We start from the raw sequence: 16,150 nt of genomic DNA on the forward strand, positions 1-16,150 counted from the left end.
TTTGTTTCGACATATGGACAGGGGTGGGTCGGTCCCGTGGCGGCCGGCGCCCTGACGGCCGGGCCGGGGGATAAGCGTTTGCCCGCCCGGTGCCCCGCCCGCAGAATGCGTCCCCATGGGACATCTGGAAGCAGCGCACCTGGAGTACTACCTCCCCGACGGGAGGGCGCTGCTCGGCGACGTGTCCTTCCGGGTGGGCGAAGGGGCCGTGGTGGCGCTCGTCGGGCCGAACGGCGCCGGCAAGACGACCTTGCTGCGGCTGATCTCCGGGGAGCTGAAACCGCACGGCGGGTCCGTCACCGTCAGCGGCGGGCTCGGTGTGATGCGCCAGTTCGTGGGCTCCGTGCGCGACGAGACGACCGTACGGGACCTGCTCGTGTCCGTCGCCCCACCGCGCATCCGCGCCGCCGCCGAGGCCGTCGACCGGGCCGAGCACGCCATCATGACCGTCGACGACGAGGCCGCCCAGCTGCGCTACGCGCAGGCCCTCGCCGACTGGGCCGAGGCGCGCGGCTACGAGGCCGAGACCCTCTGGGACATCTGCACGACGGCGGCGCTCGGCGTCCCGTACGAGCGCGCCCAGTGGCGGCAGGTGAGCACCCTGTCCGGCGGAGAGCAGAAGCGGCTGGTCCTGGAGGCGCTGCTGCGCGGCACCGACGAGGTGCTGCTGCTGGACGAGCCCGACAACTACCTCGACGTGCCCGGCAAGCGCTGGCTGGAGGAGCGGCTGAAGGAGACCCGCAAGACGGTGCTCTTCGTCTCCCACGACCGGGAGCTCCTCGCCCGCGCCGCCGAGAGGATCGTCTCCGTGGAGCCCGGCCCGGCCGGGGCCGACGCCTGGGTCCACGGCGGCGGCTTCGCGACCTACCACGAGGCACGGCGCCGGCGCTTCGCCCGCTTCGAAGAGCTGCGCAAACGCTGGGACGAGAAGCACGCCCAGCTGAAGAAGCTGGTGCTGACCCTGCGTCAGGCCGCGGAGAACAGCACCGACATGGCCTCCCGCTACCGCGCCGCGCAGACCAGGCTGCGCAAGTTCGAGGAGGTCGGCCCGCCGCCGGAGCCGCCGCGTGAACAGGACATCACCATGCGCCTGAAGGGCGGCCGGACCGGGGTGCGCGCGGTGACCTGCCAGCAGCTGGAACTCACCGGGCTGATGAACCCCTTCGACCTGGAGGTCTTCTACGGCGAACGCGTCGCCGTGCTCGGCTCCAACGGCTCCGGGAAGTCCCACTTCCTGCGGCTGCTCGCCGGTGAGGACGTGGCGCACACCGGGCGGTGGAGACTCGGCGCGCGCGTCGTGCCCGGGCACTTCGCGCAGACCCACGCGCACCCCGAACTCCTCGGCCGCACCCTCGTCGACATCCTGTGGAAGGACCACGCCCAGGACCGGGGCGCGGCGATGTCCCGGCTGCGCCGCTACGAGCTGACGAACCAGGCCGAGCAGTGCTTCGACCGGCTCTCCGGCGGCCAGCAGGCCCGCTTCCAGATCCTGCTGCTGGAACTGCGGGGCGCCACCGCACTCCTGCTCGACGAGCCCACCGACAACCTCGACCTGGAGTCCGCCGAAGCCCTGCAGGAAGGCCTGGAGGCGTTCGACGGCACGGTCCTCGCCGTCACCCACGACCGCTGGTTCGCCCGCTCCTTCGACCGCTACCTGGTGTTCGGCAGCGACGGCCGGGTCCGGGAGACCCCGGACCCGGTGTGGGACGAGCGGCGGGTGGAGCGGGCGCGGTAGCGCGGCAGCGGCCGCCACGGCCCTTCCTCGCCGTGTGCGGCGTCCCCGCCGCGGCGGGGACGCCGGGTGGCGCGGCCGCCCCGGTCACTTCCAGCGGAGCAGCGCGCCCATGCCGCCGGCCGGGGTGTCCTCGCCCTCGTCCGGCAGCGCCGGGGCCACCGAGATGGCCGGGGCGCCCGTCTCCACGGCGGCCCGCAGCAGCGCGTCGTCGGCGCGGGCGGACCAGGCGTCCGGCTCGCCCAGGGTGCGCAGCTCCTGCCGGCGGACCGCCAGCTGGTCCGGGCCCTCGCCGATCCACACCTCACGGTGCGTGTCCGGGCCGTCCAGCCGGATCAGCAGCTCGTCGATCCGGTGCTCACGGGCCGCCTCCACCAGCGCGGGCACCCCCTCGACGGCGACGGTCCGGCCCTCGTCGTCCGGGGCGCGGGCGGCCTGGAACCGCTCCAGGTCCTGTCGCGCCCGCATCCGCACATGCGCGGTCCGTGCCCGCTCCACCTCCTCGTCCAGCAGCCGGCTCCCGGTGCCGTGCTCGGCCTCCACCACCCGGTCGTGCAGCCGCTGCGGCAGCCGCTCGTGCACGGCCCGGCACTCCCGGCCGTCGCCCACCAGGATCAGCAGATCGGCCCGCGTCTCCTCCTGGCACACGGCGAGCGCGTCGGCGATCTCCGCGGCGTTGTGCTCCCAGGTGTTCTCCACCCGGAGCTGGAAGTGCCGCTCCGACCAGTCGCCCGTGCTCGTGCGGTGCACCGGCCACTGCCGGCCGGTGACCCCGCCGGCGTCCTGGCCGCCCACGCCGCTGCGCAGCTCGAAGTCGGCGCCCTTGCGGTCGATGTAGGCCACCACGCACAGCGGATCCTCCCCGGCCAGCTCCAACAGCGGGGCCACGTGCGGCAGCGGCGCCCACAGCGCGGTCGTACCCGTCGGCGGCCGGCGGGCCAGCGGCGGGTCCAGCACGATCCGGCCGGCCCGCGCGAACAGGGCCCGCCCGTGCGGGTCGGTCGCGTGCCGCAGGTCGCGCACCGCATCCCGTACGGCCGTGCAGGTGGCCTCGTCCGCCCCCTGCCCGGCGAGATCCCGGGCCACCGCCGCCGCCGTCATGTCCCGCACCTGCGCGGTGTCCTCGGCGTGCTCGGAGAGGTCGACGTACACCGAGGCCCAGGGGCCGGAATGTTCGTACAGTGGATGCAGAAAAGCCAGGTCCATGGCGCCCTCCCGGAGGCCGCTCGGGGGTAGTGCTCCCCGAGCGGGTACCCGAACGGCATGGACGAACACGACGAGCGGGGCACCACGATGACCGGAGTCGACCCGGACCGGCTGGACGACCAGCAGCTCATGAAGGAGCTGGAGACGATCCACCGCACACGCCACGACACCCTGCTGTACGGCTCCAACGACGCGCTGCGCGCCCACAACGAGCGCATGGCCCAGTTGGAGGGCGAGTACCTGCGGCGCAACCCGCGCCGCTTCGTCGCCCCGGGCCGCACCCGCGACGGCGCCCGCGAACGCGCCGCCGACGGCGGTCGGCCCGCCCGCCGCGAACCGAAGGCGGCCTCGGCGGCCACCGCCGGCGCCCCCGTCGGCAAGTGGGGGCCCGGCACGAACGGCCCGGGCACCGACGACCGCCCCCGCGGGGCCTGAGCCCACGGGGGCGGGAAGCACCGGTCGGCAGCCGTCCGCGGACGACTGCCGGCGGCCTACTCCTCGGCGGCGAAAACCTCCAGGTAGGTCTCGCAGAACGCCTTCAGGTCGTCCGGCTTGCGGCTGGTGACCAGCTTGTTGGGGCCGTTCTCGCAGACCTTGACCTGTTCGTCGACCCAGGTGGCGCCCGCGTTGCGGACATCGGTGCGCAGGCTGGGCCACGATGTCAGGACCCGGTCCCGTACGACGTCGGCCTCGATCAGCGTCCACGGCGCGTGGCAGATCGCCGCGACCGGCCGCCCCCGCTCGAAGAAGTCCCGTACGAAGGCGACGGCCCGCTCGTCGGTGCGCAGGAAGTCCGGGTTGGCGACCCCGCCCGGCAGCACCAGGCCGCCGAACGACTCCGCGGACGCCTCGCCCACCACCTCGTCCACCGGGAAGGTGTCGGCCTTGTCGAGGTGGTTGAACCCCTGCACCTCACCCGGCTTCGTCGACACCAGCACGGGCTCGTGGCCCGCGTCCGCCGCCGCCTGCCAGGGGTCGGTCAGCTCGACCTGCTCGACGCCCTCGGGTGCGGTCAGAAACGCGATACGCATGATCAGTCCTCCGTGGATCGGTTCATGATTCGTCGGTCACGGACCGGCGCCGCCGGCCCGCCGCTCAGGGCGGCCGACCGGGCCACGGCCCGCGCGCACGGCTCCTCGCCGTAGGGGAGCACCGCGCACAGCCGATCGCGGCGGCGGTACCCGCCGGACAGCCGCGGGGGAGCGGAGGGCGTGGCGACCGCAGCTGCCACGCGCGCGGATCACCACGCCCGCCGCACAGCGGCGACCGCATCTCGTCCGGGTGGAGACACCCGGCGATCTCGGTCGCCCGGCCCCGCTTCATCCACGCTCCTCCACCAGCGCCTCGGCCACCTGCCGCGCACTCGACCACTGGGTCTTCGGCGGCAGCTCGCGCACGGCGTCGATCAGGGCGTCCGGGGCGTGGTGCCGACGCAACTCGCCGACCAGCGCGTTGGTCGCGGTGGGGAAGCTGCCGCGGCCCAGGCTCCGGGCCAGCTCCAGCCGGACCGTCTCCACCGACGCGCCCGACGGTGCCACGGGTCCGCCCCAGACCGCCGGGTCGTCGTCGGCGGCCGGCTCCGGATCGTGCCACTCCTCGGACCGGGTGGGGTGCCCGGACCTGAGCAGGCCTTGCAGTTCGTGCTTCATCTCGTCGTCCCGGTGCACGTTCAGCCGGTCACTGCCTCGCTGCATGTCTTCCTCCAGACCTCCGGAAGACCCCTCGCGTACCCGGCCTGCGGAAGCCGACACGGCATAGGGCGAGGTTCGCCCGGGTTTGCCGGGACCCCGCCGGGAGACCCGAGGCCTGCCCCCCACGTGGCACCCCAAGGGACTCTGGGGAAGGACATCTCATGGCGCTGCTCGCCGCCGTTCTCATCCCGGGCGTGATGTTGCTCGTCGTCCTCGGCCTCGGCCGCTACGAGGATCTGCTTCTGCCCACCGACAACGACCCACCGCCCGCCCTCCCGGCCCGGCGCCCAAAACGCACGGAGACGGGACGGGCGACGGCGGCCCTGAGCAGACGCTGAGGCGGCGGGCGGACGCCGGTGGTCCGGGGGGGGGATGACCGGAATCGGCAGGCGGCGGACGAGCCGGAATCGGTGTGCGGCGGATGACCGGAATCGGTGTGTATGCGTCCGGAATCCGTGAGAAATCGAGAAGCAGCGCCCTCCCGGCCCGCCTAGCCTGGCCGTCATGGGCCTCAGCAATCACGCGCCGCACCCCGCAGACAGCCACGACCTGATCCGTGTGCACGGGGCACGCGAGAACAACCTCAAGGACGTCAGCATCGAGATCCCGAAGCGCCGGCTGACGGTGTTCACCGGCGTCTCGGGCTCGGGCAAGAGCTCCCTGGTGTTCGACACCATCGCCGCCGAGTCGCAGCGGCTGATCAACGAGACGTACAGCGCCTTCGTGCAGGGGTTCATGCCCAACGTGGCGCGGCCCGAGGTCGACGTGCTGGACGGACTGACCACCGCGATCACCGTGGACCAGCAGCGGATGGGCGCCGACCCGCGCTCCACGGTCGGCACCGCGACCGACGCCAACGCGATGCTGCGCATCCTCTTCAGCCGGCTCGGCGACCCGCACATCGGCCCGCCCGGCGCGTACTCCTTCAACGTCGCCTCGGTGAGCGCGAGCGGCGGCTTCACCGTCGACCGGGGCGCGGACAAGACCCGGACAGAGAAGGTCACCTTCACCCGCACCGGCGGCATGTGCACGCACTGCGAGGGCCGCGGCACCGTCTCCGACATCGACCTGACCCAGCTCTACGACGACTCCAAGTCCCTCTCCGAGGACCCCTTCACCATCCCCGGCTACACCGGCGGCGGCTGGGTGGTACGGGTCATCACCGAGTCGGGCTTCCTCGACCCGGACAAGCCCATCCGCCGGTACACCGCGCGCGAGCGGCACGACTTCCTGTACCGCGAGCCCACCAAGGTCAAGATCAACGGCATCAACCTCACCTACGAGGGACTGATCCCCAAGCTGCAGAAGTCGATGCTGTCCAAGGACCGCGAGGCGATGCAGCCGCACATCCGCGCCTTCGTGGACCGGGCCGTCACCTTCACCGACTGCCCCGAGTGCGACGGCACCCGGCTCAGCGCGCTCGCCCGGTCCTCGAAGATCGACGGCATCAGCATCTCCGACGCCTGCGCGATGCAGATCAGCGACCTGGCCGCATGGGTGCGCGGCCTGGACGAGCCGTCGGTGGCGCCGCTGCTCGCCGCGCTGCAGCACAGCCTCGACTCGTTCGTGGAGATCGGCCTCGGATATCTGGCGCTCGACCGGCCGGCCGGCACGCTCTCCGGCGGCGAGGCCCAGCGGGTGAAGATGATCCGCCACCTCGGCTCCTCCCTGACCGACGTCACCTACGTCTTCGACGAGCCCACCGCGGGTCTGCACCCCCACGACATCCAGCGCATGAACCGGCTCCTGCTGCGCCTGCGGGACAAGGGCAACACGGTGCTCGTCGTGGAGCACAAGCCCGAGGTGATCGCCATCGCCGACCACGTCGTCGACCTCGGCCCCGGCGCGGGGACGGGAGGCGGCACGGTGTGCTTCGAGGGCACCGTCGGGGGCCTGCGGCGCAGCGACACCGTCACCGGCCGCCACTTCGACGACCGGGCCGCGGTGAAGGAGACCGTACGCAAGCCCACCGGCACCCTGGAGATCCGCGGCGCGAGCCGCCACAACCTGCGCGACGTCGACGTGGACGTCCCCCTCGGCGTGCTCTGCGTCGTCACCGGCGTCGCCGGCTCCGGCAAGAGTTCGCTGCTGCACGGCTCGCTCCCCGCCGACGCCGGTGCGGTGTCGGTCGACCAGAGCCCGATCCGCGGCTCCCGGCGCAGCAACCCGGCGACCTACACGGGGCTGCTGGATCCGATCCGCAAGGCATTCGCCAAGGCCAACGGCGTGAAGCCGGCCCTGTTCAGCGCCAACTCCGAGGGCGCCTGCCCCACCTGCAACGGCGCCGGCGTCATCTACACCGACCTGGCGATGATGGCGGGGGTGGCCACCACCTGCGAGGACTGCGAGGGCAAGCGGTTCCAGGCGTCGGTGCTGGAGTACCGGCTCGGCGGGCGCGACATCAGCGAGGTGCTGGCGATGCCGGTGGAGGAGGCCGAGGAGTTCTTCGGCGCCGGGGAGGCGCGCACCCCCGCCGCCCACCGGATCCTGGAGCGGATGGCGGACGTCGGCCTCGGCTATCTCAGCCTCGGCCAGCCGCTCACCACTCTGTCCGGGGGCGAACGCCAGCGGCTGAAACTGGCCACGCACATGGCCGACAAGGGCGGCGTCTACGTCCTGGACGAGCCCACCACCGGTCTCCACCTCGCCGACGTCGACCATCTGCTGGGCCTGCTGGACCGGCTCGTCGACTCCGGCAAGTCCGTCATCGTCATCGAGCACCACCAGGCGGTCATGGCCCACGCCGACTGGATCATCGACCTGGGCCCCGGAGCCGGCCACGACGGCGGCCGGGTCGTCTTCGAGGGCACCCCGGCCGACCTCGTCACCGCCCGCTCGACCCACACCGGCGAACACCTGGCGGCCTACGTCGGCGCCTGACCGGCCCTCGCGCCTCCGCGCCCTCGGGAACCCGGCCTCGTCACCGCAACCCGGAACGGCGGGACATCCGCGCTCGGGCGGCGGAGGCGACGCACGCCGGTGGCGCTCCGGCCGAGGGCGCGAGGCACGCCCGTAGCGGCTGGGGGCGGTATCCGTGTCCCCGGGCGGGCGGGATTCACCCGCTCGGGTGCGCGACTGCCGCCAATGGAGGGCCCGCGCGCGCGTGCCCGGCCCGCGCGGGCTCTGATGAGGGGGTACGTCGTCCCCTCCCGGCGGGGAGGGCCGCACCCTTCCCCGCCACCCGGGCCGGGCAGGGGGCAGGTCCCTCCCCGGCCGCCTGACCACCTACGGAGCACCCCCATGCGCCGCACCGTCCGTGTCCTGGCCGTCGCCGCGCTCGGCGGCGCCGTCCTGGGCGTCGCCCCGGCCGCGTACGCGGAACCGGCCGCCGAGGTCACCCCGGGCAGTGTCGCGCCCGGAGGCACCGTCACCGTGTCCGTGACGTGCGACCCCCTGGGCGGACCGGCGCCCGCGAGCCTGGACGCCACCTCGCAGGCCTTCGCCGAGGGGACCGTGGCCCTGCAGAAGGCCTCCGGCGCCGACGACGAACTGTCCGGCCCCGAGTACCGCGGCACCGCCCGGATCGCGGACGCCGCGCACTTCGAAGGGGGCGACGGCACCGGGCCCGACACCGCGTGGACCGTGGACGGCACCTGCCCCGCACCCCCCGGCGGGAAGGGCCAGCCGTGGAGCGTCACCTTCGACGTCACCAGGACCGCCCCCGCCCCCGCCCCCAGCCCGTGCCCGTCGCCCCACGGCACCCCGCCGCCCGGGCCGACCTGCGGCAAGGCCCCCGTCCAGCGGGGAGTGCACGCCGGGCAGGGGGGTGCCTTCACCGACTCGGTGCCGGCCCTGGTCGCCGGCGGCGTGCTGATCGCCGGAGCCCTCGGGGCCGCCGTGCACCGGCTGCGGCGCCGCGACGGCTCGGTGGGCGCCTGACCCCCGGCGGATCACCCGGCGGACTCACCGGCGGACCGTACGACCGGGACGGTCGCTCGGTCGGTGGCGGGTCGCCCGGTGGACCCTACGAGCGGGGCGGGCGGCCATGGGAGGCGGGCACGCTGGGTACTCACAGCCCGAGGGCACGACCGGCCCCGTACGGTGTGCCACGCCTCAGCCGCCCCTGGCGGCCGGCGTGCGCGGCGGCGGGACGCCGTGCCGGGACAGCACCGACGGACTGCGCGGAGGAACGGATGGGGCGGACGGTACCGCAGGACCACGGGCCCGTCCGCTACGGCCCGCCGCTGCCCGTGGACGGGCTGCCGGTCCTGCCCGAGGTCGCCGACGTCCTCGCGCGGGCCGCGGTCCGCGCCGACGCCGAACCCGTCGGCGGCACCCCGCTCCTGCTCGACGCGGCCCGCGGTTACTGGCAGCGGCGGGGGATCACGGCGGGCACCGACCGTGTCGCCGCCGAGCCCGGCGGCGCCGCCCTGCTGGTGGCGCTGACCGCCGCGCTCGGCGGCGACGTCCTGGTGCCCCGGCCCTGCGCCGCCTGGTGGGCGCCCTACGCACGGCTGCTGGGCAGACCCGTGTTCCACGTGGCGACACCCGCCGAGTGCGGCGGCGTTCCCGACCCCTACGCCCTGCTGGAGACCGTCCGCCGGGTCCGCGACGAGGGCGGCGACCCGCGCCTGCTGGTGCTCTCCGTGGCCGACGACCCCACCGCCACCGTCGCCCCGCCGGAGGTGCTGCACGAGGCCGTGGAGGCCGCCGCCGGAGCCGGACTGCACCTGGTCAGCGACGAGACCTGGCGCGACACCCTGCACGACCCGCACGACACCGTGCCGCTCAGCCCCGCCGAGATGCTGCCCGACCGGGTCACCGTCGTCACCGACCTCGCCGGGGCGCTGCTCCCGGCCGGCTGGCCGGCCGCCGTCGCCCGCCTGCCCGCCGGACCGGACGGAGCCGCCCTGCACGCGCGCGTGCTCGACGTCCTCACCGCGCTCGGCGGCCGCGTCGCCGCGCCCGTCGCGGCCGCCGCCGCGTACACCCTCGGCGAACCCGAGCCGGTGACCGCGCGCGTGGCCGCCGCCGTGCGCCTGCACGCCCGCCTCGCCGCCGCCGCACACGGCGCGGTCGTCGACGCCGGCGCCCTGGCCCGCCCGCCGCGCGCCGGCCGGCACCTGTACGCCGACCTGGCGCCGTTGCGCGCCGAGCTGGCCCGCCACGGCGTCGGCGACGCCCAGGACCTGGAGGACTTCCTGACCGCCCGGCTCGGCATGCCCGCGGCCGGCGGCCACCGCTTCGGCGACGACCTCGGCGCGCTGCGGGTGCGGCTGTCCACCGGGCCGCTGCTGGGCGCCACCGACGACGAGCGCGCCGACTGCCTCGCGTCACCCGCCCCGCTGGAACTGCCGCATGTGCGGCGCGCGTTGATCCATCTGAGGTCGGTCCTCGACGATCTCCGCGATGACGCTCAGCGATGGGAGCCTCCTCGATGACGCAGCAGTCCGAGACGACCACCCCCGAGAGTGTGACCTCCGAGAGCCTGCCGGCAGACCCTCTCCCCACGGAGACGTTGCCCACCGGAACGGTGCCCACCGAAACGTTGCCCACGGAGACGCTGACGGAGCCGCCGGGTGCGGAACCGGGGACCGCGGGCGGCGCGGCCGGGGCGTTCGCGGACGCCCCCACCCGCACGGTGCACGCCGTGCCCGCCACGGGCCCCGGAGCCGCCCCGTACCCGCCGCTCGCCGAGCCCCGGCCACTGGGCGAGCGGCGGGTGTGGCCACGTACCTTCCACGACCGGCTGACCGCCCCGCTGCCCGGCCTGAAGGCCCTGGCCCGCTTCGCGCGCGAAGGCGCGGTGCGACCCGGGCGCGCGGGCCTCGCCGACATCCCGCTGCTCCCGTACGAGCCCGGCCCGCTGCCTCGCGTCGACACCCGCACCGTGGCCGTGACCTGGGCCGGGCACGCCAGCTGGGTGGTCCGCGTCGGCGGGCTGACCGTACTGACGGACCCGGTCTGGTCCCGCCGAATCCTCGGCACTCCCGCGCGGATCACGCCGGTCGGCGTGGACTGGTCGGACCTTCCCCGCATCGACGCCGTCGTCATCAGCCACAACCACTACGACCACCTCGACGCCCCCACCTTGCGCCGGCTCCCGCGCGACACACCGGTCCTGGCCCCGGCCGGGCTCGGCCCGTGGTTCCGCCGCCGCCGTTTCACCTGCGTCACCGAGCTCGACTGGTGGGAGGCGGCCGAGCTGTCCGGCGTCCGGTTCGACTTCGTGCCCGCCCACCACTGGTCCAAGCGCACCGCCACCGACACCTGCCGGAGCCTGTGGGGCGGCTGGGTGCTCACCGCGCCCGACGGACAGCGCCTGTACTTCGCGGGGGACACCGGCTACGGCCACTGGTTCGGCCGCATCGGACGGCGCTACCCCGGCATCGACCTCGCTCTGCTGCCCATCGGCGCCTACGACCCCCGCTGGTGGCTCAGCGACGTCCACTGCGACCCCGAGGAGGCGGTACGAGCCGCCCGGGACCTCGGCGCCCGCCGGATGGCGCCGATGCACTGGGGTACGTTCGTCCTGTCCGCCGAGCCCGTCCTGGAGCCGCTGACCCGGGTCCGGATCGCCTGGGAGAAGGCGGGCCTGGCCCGGGAGGACCTGTGGGACCTGCCGGTGGGGGGCTCACGGGTCCTGGAGTAGCCGTCGGGACAGGGAGTGGGGCCGGGGCGGGCGGGTCGGATGGTCAGGAACCGGAGCCTGCTGCATCCGTGCCGCGGACCCGCCGCCACAGCCCGGGCGCCACACTGATCAGCAAGGTCAGCGCGACCGCGGCCAGCACGCCCTGCCACGGCTCCGGGAACAGCGAGCCGCCCAGGATCCCGATCAGCTGGTACGTCACCGCCCAGGCCAGGCAGGCCGGCAGGTTGCCGCGCACGAACCGGCGCATGGGCCAGTGGGCCATCAGGCAGGCCAGCATCACCGGGATCCGGCCCGCCGGCACCAGCCGGGACAGCACCAGCACCGCCACCCCGTGGTCCGCGAGCCTGTCCTGCGCCTGGACCAGGCTGTCCTCCGGGGCCCGTGCGCGGATCGCCGCCAGCCAGCGCGAGCCGTTCCTCGACCGCATGCCCCGCTGCCCCAGCCAGTACAGCGTCACGTCGCCCAGGAACGCCGCGAGCGACGCCGTCACGAACACCAGCGCCAGAGCGGCCGGCGGAGCCGAGCGGTGAACCGCCACCACCGCCGCCGAACTGACCAGCGCCCCCGTCGGCACCACCGGCACCAGCGCCCCGATCAGCACCAGCAGGAAGAGCGACGGATAACCCACCGCCTGCTGAGTGGACTCCGGGGGCACGGTCGTGGCGGTCGCGGCCAGTGCGCTCACCGGGCCGCCTCCGGCCGGACCCGCTCCCCGTGACCCAGCCGGTGCACCGCCACCTCGGGCGCGAGCGCGGCCGCGTGCCGGACGAACTCCTCGCCCGGCGTGTGGAACTCGTGGGGGCGCACGGCGTCCATGCCGATCGGCCAGTACGTGCCGTAGTGCACCGGCACCGCGCTGTGCGGCGCCAGCCTGGCCAGCGCCTGCGCCGCCCGCTCCGCGTCCAGGTGCCCGTCGCCCAGGTACGGTCCCCAGCCGCCCACCGGCAGCAGCGCCACGTCGACCGGCCCGACCTCCTTCGCCATCGTCTCGAACAGTCCGGTGTCCCCGGCGAAGTAGGTGCGCGTCTCGCCCTCGACGACATAGCCGAGCGCGGGGCAGCGGTGCGGGCCGAACGGCAGCCGGCGCCCGTCGTGCAGCGCGGGCACCGCCCGGATCGCGAGGTCGCCGACCGTCGTCTCGTCGCCCGGGGCCATCTCGGTCAGCCGCAGGTGGGTCAGCCGCCGCAGGCCCGGCACGGCGCGCGGTGCGCCCAGCGGCACCAGCAGGCGCGTGCCCGGCGCAAGGCGCGCCAGGGACGGCACATGGAGGTGGTCGGCGTGCAGGTGCGACACCACCGCCACGTCCGCGTGCCAGGCGGGGGGCGGGGGCAGCGCGCCGCGGCGCCTGCGCAGATGCGCGAGCCGGCGCGCGAACAGGGGATCGGTGAGGACGCGTATGTCCGAGTCCTCGACCGTGCAGGTGGCGTGACCCCACCAGGTGATCTCCACCGGCACCTCTTTGCCTCCTTCGCGCGACTCCCCCGAAGCCTACGGGCAGCGGTAGGGTCGGCGGCGAAACCCGGAGGTGAGGGGGACGCCATGGGATCGGTCCGCGTCACGGCGATCGCGAGTCTGACGCCGCTTCAGGAGCTGGACGCCGATCCCTTCCTGGTGGATTCCCGCACCCAGCACGCGATGTGCGCACGCTGGGCCGAGGAGCGCGGCTATGTCGTCGCGCGTGAGCTGCTGGTGCGCGGTCTGCGCGCCGATCACTGCGTGCTGTGGGACGGCGTCCGGCCGGGCACCGACCTCTTCGTCGCCCCCAGTCTGCGCGTCCTGCGCAGTGCCCTGTCGTCCGTGGAGGACTTCGCGGCCGAGTGCGCGCGACGCGGGGTGCGGGTGGAGACGGTGGGGTGCGCGGAGCCGTCGTACGACGCGCAGATGAAGGCCCGGGTGCACCGGCGGCTGTCGATGCCCACGGCGGGGTACGACGGGCGGTAGGCGGTCGGCGGTCGGCGGTGGATGGTCGACGGTTGACGGTGCATGGTCGACGGTCAACCGTATGCAGGCCGTCGCTGCCGGTCGTGGGAAGGCGGTCGGCGGAAGGTCGCCGGCCGGCCGCCAGAAGGCCGTCCGGGCCGGTCCAGGGAAGGGGCGCCGGACGGCCGACGGGCCGTGTGACAGGCTGGTGGTGACACAGTCCCGCGGCGGCGGGGCCGGGATGCGAGGTGGGGCGGGCGTGCTAGGAGTGCGTTGGCGGCGGGTGCTGTCCCAGGTCGGACGGAGTGTGACCGTCTGGGGGGTCTCCACGGTCACCATGCTGGTACTCGCGGGCATCCTGCCGGACTTCCGGCTGCAGTCCACCGACGGCGACAGCGCCACCACCATCGCCGTCACCGCCGCGATCGGCGCCGGCGTCTTCGGCGTGCTGTCTGCCCTCGTCTGGCCTCTGCTCGTCCGGCTCCTGCTGCTGGTGCCCGCGCTGGTGCTCGGGCTGCTGGTGTTCTTCCTCAACGGCTCGCTGCTGCTGGTGGCGCTCCGGCTGACCCCCTCCGGGCAGACGGAGGCGGCCCCCGAGACCGCCGTGATCGTCGCCGCCGTGATGTCCGCCGTCGCCTCCGCGACCGGTGGTGCGCTCGCCGTCCGGGACGACGACGCCTACCGGCGGCGCCTGTACCGGCTCGCCGACCGCCGCAGGGGCGACCGGCCCGCCTGCCCGGACACGCCCGGCACCGTCTTCCTGCAGCTCGACGGCGTCGGCCACGATGTGCTGCTGGCGGCCGTCCGCAAGGGCGTCCTTCCGACCGTCGCCCGCTGGCTCGGCCACGGCGACGGCCTCGCCCCGACCCACCGGCTCACGCCCTGGCGCACCGACTGGTCCAGCCAGACCGGGGCCAGTCAGCTCGGCATCCTGCACGGTTCCAACCATGACGTCCCCGCCTTCCGCTGGTACGAGAAGGACCGTGGTGAGGTGATGGTGTGCAATCGGCCGACGGCCGCGGCCGAACTGCAACGGCGCGCCATACTGCACACGAAGGACGGCGGACTGCTTTCCGTCGACGGCGCCAGCCGCGGGAACCTGTTCGGCGGTGGTGCCGACGAACAGGCACTGGTGCTGTCGGTCGCCATCAGCCGTCGCACCCGGGAGAACCGTTCCCGCTCCGGTTACTTCGCCTACTTCTCCGACCCGGCCAACGCCGTGCGCACCGCTCTGTCCTTCATCGCCGAGGTGGTCCGCGAACTCACCCAGTCGACCGTGGCCCGGCTGCGCAAACGGCGCCCCCACGTCGCTCGAGGCGGCCTCTACCCCTTGGTCCGGGCCTTCGCGACCGTCATCGAACGGGACGTCGTGGTGGCCGCCGTCATGGGCGATCTGCTCGCCGGCCGCACCGCCGTCTACGCCGACCTCGTCGCCTACGACGAGGTCGCGCACCACTCCGGACCGCTCAGCCGGGACGCCGAGAAGGTCCTCGCCCGCCTCGACCGGGCGCTCGCGCTGATCGAGAAGGTCGCCGAGCACGCCCCCCGTCCGTACCGGATCGTCGTCCTGTCCGACCACGGCCAGAGCCCCGGCGAGACCTTCCGCGCGCGCTACGGACTCACCCTCGGTGACCTGGTGCGGGCCGGTTGCGGCCTGCCCGTTTCGCGCCGCGCGCGGCGCACCCGCAGCGGCGCCGAGGCCCGCGCCGCCGTCCGGGCGGCCCTGCGCCGACCGGTGGAGGAGGGCGGCGATCAGCACCGGCCCGCCGGCCGCCGTTCCGAGCCGATCGTGCTGGCCTCCGGCAACCTCGGGCTGGTCTCCTTCCCGGACGTGCCGCACCGGATGACCAAGGAGGAGATCGACGCCCGCCACCCCGGGCTGCTCACCACCCTCGCCAACCATCCCGGCATCGGCTTCCTGCTGGTGCGCAGCGCCGAGCACGATGGCGTCGTCCTCGGTGCCTACGGGGCGGAGATCCCCGTCGAGGAGCTGCGGGACGGGGAGGGCCCGCTCGCCCCGTTCGGGCCGGGGGCGGCCGACACCGTGCGCCGGACCCACTCGTTCCCGCACGCCGCCGACATCATGATCAACTCCTTCCACGACCCGTCCGACGGCGAAGTCCTCGCCTTCGAGGAGCAGATCGGCTCCCACGGCGGCCTCGGCGGCGCGCAGGCCCGGCCGTTCCTGCTGTCGCCGCACGCCCTGTCCGCGCCCGCCGCGGACGGGGCGGAGCCGGCCGGCGCCGAGCACGTCCACCGCGTACTGCGCCGGTGGCTGGCGGAGTCGAACGGCTCCCCGGTGCCGCTGGAGGCCCCGCGGGAGGAGCGGGCGGCCTGACGAGCGGCCGTACCCCCGGACGTCACGGCCGCATCCCTGGACGTCACGAGCGCGCCTCTGGACGTCACGGCGCACTCCTGGACGTCACGGGCCGCAACTGCACGCCGCTGCCGGGTCGGCGGTGCCGCGCGCGGCACCGGCTTCTCCCGTGCGTCCGGCGGTCGTTCACCGCCCGTGGGCCGGTGTTCGGCGTACGGTGAGCCGGGATGTGATCGGATGGGATCACGGCATGTCGATGCGAAAGGACCAAACGTGGCTACCACACGCTCCGCACACACCGTCTGGGAGGGCGACCTGCTCAAGGGCAGCGGCGTCGTCACCTTCGACTCCTCCGGGGCGATCGGCGAGCAGCCGGTGACCTGGGCCTCCCGGGCCGAGGAGGCGAACGGCAGGACCAGCCCGGAGGAGCTGATCGCGGCGGCGCACTCCAGCTGCTTCTCCATGGCGTTCTCCAACATGCTGGCGAAGCAGGGCACCCCGCCCAGCAGGCTGGTCACCTCCGCGGACGTGACCTTCCAGCCGGGCGAGGGCATCACGGGCATCCACCTGACCGTGGAGGGCACGGTCCCCGGCATGGCCGAGGACGCCTTCCTCGCCGTCGCCGAGGAGGCCAAGACGGGCTGCCCGGTCAGCCAGGCGCTGAAGGCCGTACCGATCAGCCTGACGGCGAA

The 16,150-nt window shown here is 74.4% G+C and carries 14 protein-coding genes and 1 pseudogene; 10 read left to right on the forward strand and 5 right to left on the reverse strand.

All coding sequences use genetic code 11. The features are described 5' to 3' along the window. Positions 1–115: 115 nt before the first annotated feature. The gene (locus ACSLTV_RS15040) at positions 116–1,735 is read left to right on the forward strand and encodes an ABC-F family ATP-binding cassette domain-containing protein (protein WP_432133863.1); all 1,620 of its coding nucleotides are present in this window, start codon (positions 116–118) and stop codon (positions 1,733–1,735) included. An 84-nt stretch (positions 1,736–1,819) separates the two neighbouring features. Here ACSLTV_RS15040 and ACSLTV_RS15045 read toward each other — a convergent pair whose 3' ends face one another. Continuing rightward, positions 1,820–2,938 carry a Vms1/Ankzf1 family peptidyl-tRNA hydrolase gene (locus ACSLTV_RS15045; protein ID WP_432133864.1) on the reverse strand — a complete coding sequence of 373 codons (1,119 nt, stop codon included), beginning with the start codon at positions 2,936–2,938 and terminating at the stop codon, positions 1,820–1,822. Positions 2,939–2,995: 57 nt separating this feature from the next. Between ACSLTV_RS15045 and ACSLTV_RS15050 the strand changes: the two are divergent. After that, positions 2,996–3,256 (forward strand): annotated as a pseudogene (locus ACSLTV_RS15050) (DUF6158 family protein); the annotation flags it as partial. A gap of 173 nt (positions 3,257–3,429) precedes the next feature. Here ACSLTV_RS15050 and ACSLTV_RS15055 read toward each other — a convergent pair. Both ACSLTV_RS15055 and ACSLTV_RS15060 read right to left on the reverse strand, forming a co-directional pair. Further along, positions 3,430–3,969: a type 1 glutamine amidotransferase domain-containing protein gene (locus ACSLTV_RS15055; RefSeq protein ID WP_432133865.1), complete on the reverse strand. Its 540-nt coding sequence runs from the start codon at positions 3,967–3,969 to the stop codon at positions 3,430–3,432. Between the two features lie 288 nt (positions 3,970–4,257). Beyond that, on the reverse strand, positions 4,258–4,632 hold the full coding sequence (locus tag ACSLTV_RS15060; RefSeq protein WP_432133866.1) for a DUF2795 domain-containing protein: 375 nt from the start codon (positions 4,630–4,632) through the stop codon (positions 4,258–4,260). A 158-nt stretch (positions 4,633–4,790) separates the two neighbouring features. On the opposite strand from ACSLTV_RS15060, the gene ACSLTV_RS15065 reads away from it, so the two are divergent. The 5 genes from ACSLTV_RS15065 to ACSLTV_RS15085 all read left to right on the forward strand — a co-directional run bounded on the left by ACSLTV_RS15065 (position 4,791) and on the right by ACSLTV_RS15085 (position 11,221). After that, complete coding sequence (locus tag ACSLTV_RS15065) at positions 4,791–4,967, forward strand: hypothetical protein (protein ID WP_432133867.1); 177 nt, start codon at positions 4,791–4,793, stop codon at positions 4,965–4,967. Between the two features lie 166 nt (positions 4,968–5,133). After that, complete coding sequence (locus tag ACSLTV_RS15070) at positions 5,134–7,509, forward strand: ATP-binding cassette domain-containing protein (protein ID WP_435612292.1); 2,376 nt, start codon at positions 5,134–5,136, stop codon at positions 7,507–7,509. Positions 7,510–7,869: 360 nt separating this feature from the next. Next, positions 7,870–8,508 (forward strand): hypothetical protein, encoded by a 639-nt coding sequence (locus tag ACSLTV_RS15075; protein ID WP_432133869.1) that lies wholly within the window; start codon positions 7,870–7,872, stop codon positions 8,506–8,508. Between the two features lie 254 nt (positions 8,509–8,762). Beyond that, positions 8,763–10,010 carry an aminotransferase class I/II-fold pyridoxal phosphate-dependent enzyme gene (locus ACSLTV_RS15080; RefSeq protein ID WP_435612293.1) on the forward strand — a complete coding sequence of 416 codons (1,248 nt, stop codon included), beginning with the start codon at positions 8,763–8,765 and terminating at the stop codon, positions 10,008–10,010. Then, complete coding sequence (locus ACSLTV_RS15085; RefSeq protein ID WP_432133871.1) at positions 10,007–11,221, forward strand: MBL fold metallo-hydrolase; 1,215 nt, start codon at positions 10,007–10,009, stop codon at positions 11,219–11,221. The genes ACSLTV_RS15080 and ACSLTV_RS15085 overlap by 4 nt, the downstream gene beginning before the upstream one ends. A 43-nt stretch (positions 11,222–11,264) precedes the next feature. On the opposite strand, the gene ACSLTV_RS15090 is transcribed toward ACSLTV_RS15085, so the two are convergent. Beyond that, a complete protein-coding gene (locus ACSLTV_RS15090) occupies positions 11,265–11,906 on the reverse strand; it encodes a DedA family protein (protein ID WP_432133872.1) in 642 nt (213 codons plus the stop codon). Beyond that, positions 11,903–12,676 (reverse strand): MBL fold metallo-hydrolase, encoded by a 774-nt coding sequence (locus tag ACSLTV_RS15095; protein ID WP_432133873.1) that lies wholly within the window; start codon positions 12,674–12,676, stop codon positions 11,903–11,905. Before ACSLTV_RS15095 ends, ACSLTV_RS15090 begins: the two co-directional genes overlap by 4 nt. Before the next feature lie 84 nt (positions 12,677–12,760). On the opposite strand from ACSLTV_RS15095, the gene ACSLTV_RS15100 reads away from it, so the two are divergent. The 3 genes from ACSLTV_RS15100 to ACSLTV_RS15110 all read left to right on the forward strand — a co-directional run. Continuing rightward, the gene (locus ACSLTV_RS15100) at positions 12,761–13,162 is read left to right on the forward strand and encodes a hypothetical protein (RefSeq protein ID WP_432133874.1); all 402 of its coding nucleotides are present in this window, start codon (positions 12,761–12,763) and stop codon (positions 13,160–13,162) included. A gap of 220 nt (positions 13,163–13,382) precedes the next feature. Further along, positions 13,383–15,479, forward strand: coding sequence for a phage holin family protein (locus ACSLTV_RS15105; protein WP_435612298.1), 2,097 nt, complete (start codon positions 13,383–13,385; stop codon positions 15,477–15,479). A 252-nt stretch (positions 15,480–15,731) separates the two neighbouring features. After that, a partial coding sequence (locus tag ACSLTV_RS15110; RefSeq protein ID WP_435612294.1) for an OsmC family protein occupies positions 15,732–16,150 on the forward strand: 419 nt, incomplete at its 3' end.

Source organism: Streptomyces sp. bgisy159 (assembly GCF_965341775.1).
Lineage (GTDB): Bacteria > Actinomycetota > Actinomycetes > Streptomycetales > Streptomycetaceae > Streptomyces.

Excerpts from the sequence above, each read along its gene's own strand:
- ACSLTV_RS15040 (WP_432133863.1), top strand. The coding sequence starts at position 116 with ATGGGACATCTGGAAGCAGCGCACCTGGAGTACTACCTCCCCGACGGG.
- ACSLTV_RS15045 (WP_432133864.1), bottom strand. The coding sequence starts at position 2,938 with ATGGACCTGGCTTTTCTGCATCCACTGTACGAACATTCCGGCCCCTGG.
- ACSLTV_RS15055 (WP_432133865.1), bottom strand. The coding sequence starts at position 3,969 with ATGCGTATCGCGTTTCTGACCGCACCCGAGGGCGTCGAGCAGGTCGAG.
- ACSLTV_RS15060 (WP_432133866.1), bottom strand. The coding sequence starts at position 4,632 with ATGCAGCGAGGCAGTGACCGGCTGAACGTGCACCGGGACGACGAGATG.
- ACSLTV_RS15065 (WP_432133867.1), top strand. The coding sequence starts at position 4,791 with ATGGCGCTGCTCGCCGCCGTTCTCATCCCGGGCGTGATGTTGCTCGTC.
- ACSLTV_RS15070 (WP_435612292.1), top strand. The coding sequence starts at position 5,134 with ATGGGCCTCAGCAATCACGCGCCGCACCCCGCAGACAGCCACGACCTG.
- ACSLTV_RS15075 (WP_432133869.1), top strand. The coding sequence starts at position 7,870 with ATGCGCCGCACCGTCCGTGTCCTGGCCGTCGCCGCGCTCGGCGGCGCC.
- ACSLTV_RS15080 (WP_435612293.1), top strand. The coding sequence starts at position 8,763 with ATGGGGCGGACGGTACCGCAGGACCACGGGCCCGTCCGCTACGGCCCG.
- ACSLTV_RS15085 (WP_432133871.1), top strand. The coding sequence starts at position 10,007 with ATGACGCAGCAGTCCGAGACGACCACCCCCGAGAGTGTGACCTCCGAG.
- ACSLTV_RS15100 (WP_432133874.1), top strand. The coding sequence starts at position 12,761 with ATGGGATCGGTCCGCGTCACGGCGATCGCGAGTCTGACGCCGCTTCAG.
- ACSLTV_RS15105 (WP_435612298.1), top strand. The coding sequence starts at position 13,383 with ATGCGAGGTGGGGCGGGCGTGCTAGGAGTGCGTTGGCGGCGGGTGCTG.